Origin of the sequence: Mesorhizobium sp. M8A.F.Ca.ET.161.01.1.1, assembly GCF_004792105.1 — a bacterium.
Classification (GTDB): domain Bacteria; phylum Pseudomonadota; class Alphaproteobacteria; order Rhizobiales; family Rhizobiaceae; genus Mesorhizobium.
Map to the genome: position 1 here is coordinate 576014 of NZ_SRTD01000003.1, position 8281 is coordinate 584294.

At 62.6% G+C, this 8281-nt stretch carries 5 protein-coding genes; 4 read left to right on the forward strand and 1 reads right to left on the reverse strand.

Annotated features, from left to right (window positions below; genetic code table 11):
* Positions 1-29: 29 nt before the first annotated feature.
* The gene (locus tag EN804_RS11480) at positions 30-803 is read right to left on the reverse strand and encodes an SDR family oxidoreductase (RefSeq protein WP_135919434.1); all 774 of its coding nucleotides are present in this window, start codon (positions 801-803) and stop codon (positions 30-32) included.
* 103 nt (positions 804-906) lie between these two features.
* Here EN804_RS11480 and EN804_RS11485 point away from each other — a divergent pair, with 103 nt between their 5' ends.
* The 4 genes from EN804_RS11485 (at position 907) to EN804_RS11500 (ending at position 8175) form a co-directional block, all read left to right on the forward strand.
* Positions 907-1800, forward strand: coding sequence for a LysR family transcriptional regulator (locus EN804_RS11485; RefSeq protein ID WP_135919435.1), 894 nt, complete (start codon positions 907-909; stop codon positions 1798-1800).
* Between the two features lie 109 nt (positions 1801-1909).
* Positions 1910-3568, forward strand: coding sequence for an acyl-CoA synthetase (locus EN804_RS11490; RefSeq protein WP_135919436.1), 1659 nt, complete (start codon positions 1910-1912; stop codon positions 3566-3568).
* A 313-nt stretch (positions 3569-3881) separates the two neighbouring features.
* Positions 3882-7928 (forward strand): chemotaxis protein CheB, encoded by a 4047-nt coding sequence (locus EN804_RS11495; protein WP_135919437.1) that lies wholly within the window; start codon positions 3882-3884, stop codon positions 7926-7928.
* Entirely contained in the window at positions 7876-8175 is a 300-nt protein-coding gene (locus EN804_RS11500) for a response regulator (protein ID WP_246693418.1), read from the forward strand. The genes EN804_RS11495 and EN804_RS11500 overlap by 53 nt, the downstream gene beginning before the upstream one ends.
* Positions 8176-8281: the final 106 nt, after the last annotated feature.

The window sequence follows — 8281 nt, forward strand, 5'->3', positions numbered from 1 at the left end:
AGGTCGGCAGACAGCAGGGGCCTGCCTCCTCAGATCACGCCGCCATTGGCGCGGATGATTTGCCCGTTGACCCAGCCACTGTCAGGCCCGGCGAGGAACGACACCACGCCGGCAATGTCGTCGGGCTGGCCGAGCCTGCCGAGCGGGATCATTTTTCCGATGGCCTCGATCTGCGCCGTGCTCTTGCCATCCGTGAACAGCGCCGTCTCGACCGGTCCGGGCGCCACCGCGTTGACGGTGATGCGGCGCGCGCCAAGCTCCTTGGCCAGGATGTGCGTCATCGCCTCGACCGCCGCCTTGGTGGCGGCATAGACCCCGTAACCCGGCTGGTAGAGGCCGACGACGCTGCTGGAGAAATTGACGATGCGGCCGCCGTCGCGCAGCCGCCGCGCGCCTTCGCGCATGCCGCGGAACACGCCGCCGAGATTGATCGCGATTTGGGTATCGAAGAAGGCGTCATCGGCCTGCGCGATCGGCGAAAGCTTCATGATGCCGGCATTGTTGACCAGGATATCGATGCCGCCGAAGGCCTTCTCGCCGGCGTCGAAAAGGCTGGCGATGCCCGTGGGATCGGCGATGTCGGCTTGCACGGCGATCGCCTTGCCGCCATTGGCTTCGATGGCGCGCACCAGCGCCTCGGCCTCCGCCTGTCCCCGTGCATAGTTGGCGACGACGGCAATGCCGTCGCGGGCAAGCCGCCGCGCGATCGCCGCGCCGATGCCCTTCGAGGCTCCGGTCACGATCGCCGCTTTGGTTTGACCCGTGCTTGTTTGGTTGGCCGTACTTGTTTGGCCGGATGTCATGGAAGTCTCTCCTTCTCGTTGGTGGGACGGATATAGGCCGCGCCAACTTCCGGATAATCAGCCATCTCTTGACATCACTATTCGGAAACTGCGAACAAAGCCCATGGACCGGCTAGACACGATGCGGCTCTTCGTCCGCGTGCTGGAGCGGCGCAGCTTCACTGCGGCCGCAGCCGATCTCGGCCTGCCGCGCTCGACCGCGACGGAAGCGATCCGGCGGCTGGAAGAGCATCTCGGCGCGCGGCTGCTGGAGCGCACGACGCGCCAGGTGAACGCCACGCAGGACGGCGAGGCCTATTATCGGCGCTGCCTGTCGATCCTGGCCGAGATCGAGGATGCCGAGGCCGCCTTCCGCAATGCCGAGCCGTTCGGCCTGCTGCGCATCGATGCCAGCACGCTGCTCACCCGCACCTTCCTGCTGCCGCGCCTGCCGGAATTCCTCGCCCGCTTTCCCCGCATCGACCTGCAGATCGGCCAGAGCGACCGGCTGGTCGACCTCGTGCGCGAGGGTGTCGACTGCGTCATCCGCGTCGGCGAACCGCCCGACAGCGGCATGATCATGCGCCGCCTTGGCATGATCCGCGAGATGACCTGCGCCAGCCCCGCCTATCTCTCTCGCCACGGCACGCCCGCCTCCCCCGACGCGCTGGACGGCCATCAGGCGATCGGATTCGTCTCCTCGCGCACCGGCGAGGTGCTGCCCTTCGAATTCACCGTCGCCGGCAAGACCCGTGAGGTCAGGTTGCCCGGCCGCGTCGCCGCCAACAATTCCGATACCGCCGCCGACCTGGCGCGGCTCGGCCTCGGCCTCATCCAGGCGCCGCGCTATCGTTTCGAGAAGGATTTGGCCGACGGCAAACTGGTGGAGGTGCTGGCCGAATACCCGCCATCGCCGACGCCGCTGTCGGCGCTCTATCCGCAGAACCGGCAGCTTTCGCCGCGCATGCGCGTCTTTCTCGACTGGGCGGCGCGCATCTTCGCCGAGGCGAACTTGTAGGGCGAAGGATGCTGGGCTGCATCAATCGTTGCCGATGGGCGCCATCTGATGCCATTGTCGCCGCGACAGCGCGCCATGGGGAGATGGCGCACCGCCAGGGAGGATTTTCATGACCACGACACAAGCCGGCTTGCCGCGCTATGAGGACGCCGTTGCGGGCTTTCGCATCGAGGACGAGATCGCCAGGCTGCAAGGCGATCCGGCGACCGGCATCAACGCCTATGTCGAATGCTGCGGCCGGCACACCGGCCAGAACCGGTTGGCGCTGCGGGCGATCTCCGCCATTGGCGAGCTCAGCGAATTCACCTTCGAGGATCTCGACGACATGTCCGGACGTGTCGGCAATCTGCTGAAGGGACTGGGCGTCGGCCCCGGCGATGTCGTTGCCGGCATGCTGCCGCGCATTCCCGAACTGGTGGCGCTGATCCTCGGCGTCTGGCGCATCGGCGGCGTCTACCAGCCGCTGTTCACCGCCTTCGGCCCGAAGGCCATCGAGCACCGCCTGGAATACAGCGCAGCCAAGGTGGTGGTGACCAATCCCGCCAATCGCGGCAAGCTCGACGAGGTCGCCAACCCTCCGCACATCGCCACCATCCTCGGTGCGGGCGAGGCCCTGCCGCCGGGCGACATCGATTTCCGCGCCGCGCTTTCCGCCGCCTCCCCCGACTGCGAAACGGTGATGCGCCGGGGGGAAGACCTGTTCATGATGATGTCGACTTCCGGAACGACGGGCCTGCCCAAGGGCGTGCCGGTGCCGCTCGGCGCTCTGCTGGCCTTCGGCGCCTATATGCGCGATGCGATCGGGCTGCGGCCCGACGACATCTTCTGGAACATCGCCGATCCGGGCTGGGCCTACGGCCTCTATTACGCCATCACGGGTCCCCTGCTGCTCGGCATCGCCACCACCTTCAACGAGGGCGCCTTCACCGCCAAAAGCACCTATGACGTCATCGAGCGGCTTGGCGTCACCAGCCTTGCCGGCTCGCCCACCGCCTTCCGCCTGCTGCTCGCAGAAGGCGCCGACGCCGCCGCGCGCGTGAAAGGCCGGCTGCGCGTGGTGAGCAGCGCCGGCGAGCCGCTCAACCCGGAAGTGATCCGCTGGTTCGACGCCCACCTTGATGCGCCGATCCACGACCATTACGGCCAGACCGAGAACGGCATGATGGTCAACAACCATCACGGCCTCGCCCACCCTGTCCGCGCGGGCTCCGCCGGCTTTGCCATGCCGGGTTACCGCATGGTGGTGCTGGACGAGGCCGGCAACGAACTCGGCCCCAACCAGCCGGGCATCCTTGCCGTCGACATCGCCAACTCGCCGCTGCGCTGGTTCGGCGACTACCACCAGGCCGAAACTCCGGCCATTTCAGGCGGCTACTACCGAACCGGCGACACGGTGGAATATGAGCCGGACGGCTCGATCTCCTTCATCGGCCGCGCCGACGACGTCATCACCTCGTCGGGCTACCGCATCGGCCCCTTCGACGTCGAAAGCGCGCTGATCGAACACCCCGCCGTCACCGAGGCCGCGGTCGTCGGCGTGCCCGACTCGCAGCGCACCGAAATCGTCAAGGCCTTCGTCATCCTCGCGCCCGCCTACAAGGGCAGCCCGGAGCTGGCCGAGGAATTGGCGCAGCATGTGAGAAAGCGCCTCTCGGCCCACGCCTATCCCCGCGAGGTGGAGTTCGTGACGGAATTGCCGAAGACGCCGAGCGGCAAGATCCAGCGGTTTTTGCTGAGGCAGGCGGAGGTGGAGAAGAGGAAGGGGTGACGGGGGGCGAGGGCGGAAGAATTGAGTCCGAATGATAGCACACGCTTTGGTGGGACATGTGAGGTCTTGAATGGGGCCGATTGCGGACAGGGTGATTCAGTCGTCGGATCTTCAGGAGCGGACTTTTAGGTCGGTACAGATCGGCCTGAGGTAACCCAAAGGCGAGTTCGAAATCAGCGTCGATTCAAATAGAGTTGCCGGGGATGGGGTGGGGTGCGAAAATCAGCGCAAGCTTTGGGCCGCGCGGCTCTTGGCAGATACCTTAGGGACCGAATTCGGTGGCCCGCTGAGAGCATGTGAAACGTAAAAATCGATGGCAAACGAAGAAACTGGGAGACCTCAAAGGCGATCAAAAGCGAAAGCCGACGCGCCTGCTGAACCGCCCCCGCCAGTCCGGAGCGCTCAGGCCCGTCCGGACGCCCCTCAGGAAACCAATGTTGAGTCTCCGACCATTTCCGTCGTCGGCATCGGCGCGTCAGCCGGCGGCATCGAGGCGCTTGGCCGCTTTTTCGATGCGATGCCGGCGGACAGCGGCTGCGCCTTCGTGGTCGTCTTGCATCTCGACCCGAAGCACGAAAGCGAGATGGCGCGCGTTCTGGCATCTCACACGACCATGCAGGTTGCGCAAGTCGTGGACGGCATGCGAATCGTTTCCGATCGGGTCTATGTGATCGCTCCCGATACCGACCTCAAAATCAGCGATGGCGGGCTGCACGTGTCCCGACCGGCAGAGGTCCGCGGCAACCGCCATCCCGTCGATGTCCTGTTCCGATCGCTTGCGTCGGACCAGCGGAAACGGGCCATCGCCATCGTTTTGTCGGGAACCGGCAGCAATGGCACCGAGGGCTTGAAGGACATCCGGGCCGAGGGCGGCATGAGCCTCATTCAAGCCCCCGAAACCGCGAAATTCGACGGTATGCCGAGGAGCGCCATAGCGGCGAATTTGGCCGACCATGTCCTTGCACCTGAACAGATGCCGGACGTGATACTTGCTTACACTCGCCATGGTTATGTCGCCGCTCCAATCGAAACCGCACCTGCCGTACTGGGCGGTGGCGAGGCGAAGATCGAGCAGGTTCTCGAAATTCTGCGCGCCCGGAGCGGATATGACTTCAGCAGCTACAAGCGCAGCACCCAGCGGCGGCGCATCTACCGCCGCTTAGGCCTGAAGAACATCGAGACGCTTAACGGGTATCTGGACGAGTTGCGGGCCAATCCCGAGGAAATCACCACGCTTGTCTCGGACCTGATGATCAACGTGACCGGATTCTTCCGCGACGCCGAGGCATGGAAAACGTTATCGGATCTGGTGATCGCTCCACTGGTCGCCGAAAGAGAGTCAGGGGCCACGATACGGATCTGGGTTCCTGCTTGTTCGACGGGCGAGGAAGCCTATTCCATTGCCATGCTGGTAATGGAGCACGCGGCTGCCGCCGGAAAGCGGTTCGATCTCAAGGTGTTTGCCACCGACGCGCAGGAAGACAACCTTCGCAAGGGCCGCGATGGCGTCTATCCGGCGGCGGCAGTGGCCGAGTTCCCGCCGGAGCGCATCCAGCACTTTTTCGAAAGACTCGATGGCAACTATCAGGTCAGCAAGGTACTTCGCGACACGATCGTCTTTGCGCAGCACAATCTGTTGCGCGATCCGCCCTTTTCCCGGCTGGATCTGGTTTCGTGCCGCAATTTCCTGATCTATCTCGAACCCGACGCGCAGCAGCGTGTCATCGCACTTTGTCATTTCGCGCTGCGTCAGGGCGGACATCTGTTCCTTGGTAATGCCGAGACGGTCGGCCACCTCGACGATCTGTTTGAGAGCTGCTCGAAGAAATGGCGGATATACCGCCGCGTCGGACCGACGCGGCATGACCTCATCGACTACCGGGAGCATCGCGGACCCGTGGGACCAGATCAGACTGACAAGCCAGCGTCACCCCCGCCCGACTCGGCAGCATCGGTCGCAGAAGCTGCGCGGCGCGCCTTGCTTGAACGCTATGCTCCGGCATCCGTCCTAATCGACCGCAAGGGCCGCGCGCTCTATTTTCATGGAACGACAAGGGATTATCTGGAGCAGCCGCCCGGCGAACCGACGAGGGATTTGCTGAGCATGGTCCGCGAAGGGCTCGCTCTCAAACTTCGATCCGCAATCCGTGACGCTTCCAGGGAAAACAGAAGCGTCACAGTCAGTGCACGCACCCGGTCCAGCAAGACCGGTGCGGTCACCATGACTGTCATGCCGCTGACTGGTCGGCCTGGAGAGAGCGGCCATCTGCTCGTGAGCTTCACACCGGAGGGGCCTCAGGCCGGCGGTGGCCCGGCAGCTCCGCGGGACGAAACGGCGGAAATTGCCGCTGGTGAACGCGCGCTTCAGGAAGAACTGAAAGCGACGCGCGCCGAGCTGCGGAGCACTGTCGAGCATCTTGAAACCGCCAATGAGGAGCTGAAAGCGTCGAACGAGGAAGCGACCTCGATGAACGAGGAGCTTCAGTCCACGAACGAGGAACTGGAAACCTCCAAGGAAGAACTCCAGTCGTTCAACGAGGAACTGAACACTGTCAATAGCCAGCTTCAGCACAAGATCGGCGAGTTGGAAGCGGCCACCAATGATCTCAACAATCTGTTGGCCGGATCCGAAACCGCGACGCTGTTCCTCGATGAAAAACTGCGCATCAAATGGTTCGCTCCCGCGACCAAGGAACTCTTCGATCTTGTTTCGACCGACATTGGCCGTCCGATCGCCCACTTCGCGCGCAAGTTCGCAGACGATAACCTGATAATTGATGCCGAAACGGTGCTGAAAAAGCTTGCCCCGATCGTTGCAGAGGTGCCAAGCGACGCCGGCCGCTGGTACTCGCGGCGCATGTTGCCCTACCGTACCCGCGACAATCGGATTGCAGGGGTGGTGGTCACTTTCAGCGATATCACCGAGCGCAAGCAGAGCGAAGACGAGACCATGCGAAGCGAAAAGCGCCTTCGCGATCTTATCGAAGCTCTCCCGAACGCGGTCTACACAACCGACGCCTCGGGTCGGCTCACTTTTTACAACCCGGCCGCCGTCGAACTCTGGGGCCGCGAGCCGAAACTTGGTTCGGATCGATGGAACGGCTCCTGGCGACTATATAGGCCGGATGGAGAGTTGCTGCCGCACGATGAATCCCCCTTGGCGATAGCCCTGAAAGAAAAGCGGCAAGTAAAGGGGGGAGCGGAGGCGGTGTGCGAGAGGCCGGATGGTACTCGTGTACCCTACATTTCCTATCCAACCCTGCTTCGCGATGCCACTGGCGAAGTCACCGGCGCGGTAAACATGTTGGTGGACATCACCGAGCGCAAGCGGGCCGAGGCGCTTGCGGAGCGGCTCGCGGCGATCGTTCAATCCTCCGATGACGCCATCATAGGCAAAAACCTCAAGGGTATGATAACGAGCTGGAACAAGGGCGCTGAACGCCTGTTCGGCTACTCGCCTGACGAAATCGTGGGCAAATCCATCATGACCTTGGTCCCCTCCAATCGCCACGGCGAAGAGGCGAATATTCTGGACCGCTTTGGCCGAGGAGAGCACATCGAGCACTTTGAAACCATCCGTCGGCGCAAGGATGACAGCCTGGTCTGGGTATCCTTGACGATTTCACCGCTTGAAGATGATCAAGGCAAGGTCATCGGAGCATCGACGATCGCACGCGACATGACCGAGCGGCGGCGCGCCGACGAACATCGGAAGATCCTGATCGGTGAACTTAATCACCGGGTCAAGAACACGCTGGCGGTCGTCCAGTCCATCGCCTCCCAGACCTTGAGTAATGCCTTGACCATGGAAGAGGCGCGAGAAGCATTCGGGTCCCGGCTGATCAATCTGGCAAAGGCACACGACGTACTCACTCGCGAAAGCTGGACCAGTGCGAAACTGGATGAGATTGTCGCCGATACCGTCAAACCTCATTCCGGGAATGGAACCCGGTTCCGGATTGAAGGTCCGGACATCCAGCTTACACCGAGTGCGGCGCTTGCGATTTCAATGGCGTTGCACGAGTTATCCACCAACGCGGCAAAATACGGCGCGCTTTCTACCCAGGACGGGCATGTCACGATCATCTGGCGCCTTGAAGGAGAAGGTCAGGACCGTCGCTTGACCTTGCGTTGGGAAGAAAGCGGCGGCCCGCCGGCAAGCACGCCGAAGCGAAAGGGCTTCGGCTCGCGCCTGATCGAGAAGGCTCTCGCTGCGGAACTGCACGGTAATGTGAACGTTGCGTATAAGTCCTCCGGCGTTGTTTGCATCATAGATGCGCCCATGCCCGCAGGACGGGAGTTCTTGGGTGGCAATAGTGGCGACGCGTCCAGCAAGCAAGATTCTGATCGTAGAGGATGAGTTCCTTATTGCCTTGCATCTGGCGGATTTGCTGGTGGAAATGGGGTACCGGATTGCAGGTCCGGTCGATAACCTGGACGAGGCGATTGTCTTTGCGCGCGATGAGGAGATCGATTTCGCGATCCTTGATATAAACTTGGCCCGCACGCGATCGTTTCCGGTCGCCGACGTTCTGAAGCAGCGCGGCATTCCGTTCCTGTTTGTGAGCGGATACGGGAGCGATGGTCTAGAGCGGTTCCTGTTTTGAGAGAATCGTAGGATTCCCAAAGCAGCTGGTTTGTGATTCAAGATGCTGGCTGGATTGGAGGCCAGCATCTGATGACGCGAGCGCTTTCAAACGATCTCCGTGAGCG

Bases quoted from the DNA above. Each gene is read 5' to 3' on its own strand.
- EN804_RS11480 (WP_135919434.1), bottom strand. From the start codon at position 803: ATGACATCCGGCCAAACAAGTACGGCCAACCAAACAAGCACGGGTCAA.
- EN804_RS11485 (WP_135919435.1), top strand. From the start codon at position 907: ATGGACCGGCTAGACACGATGCGGCTCTTCGTCCGCGTGCTGGAGCGG.
- EN804_RS11490 (WP_135919436.1), top strand. From the start codon at position 1,910: ATGACCACGACACAAGCCGGCTTGCCGCGCTATGAGGACGCCGTTGCG.
- EN804_RS11495 (WP_135919437.1), top strand. From the start codon at position 3,882: ATGGCAAACGAAGAAACTGGGAGACCTCAAAGGCGATCAAAAGCGAAA.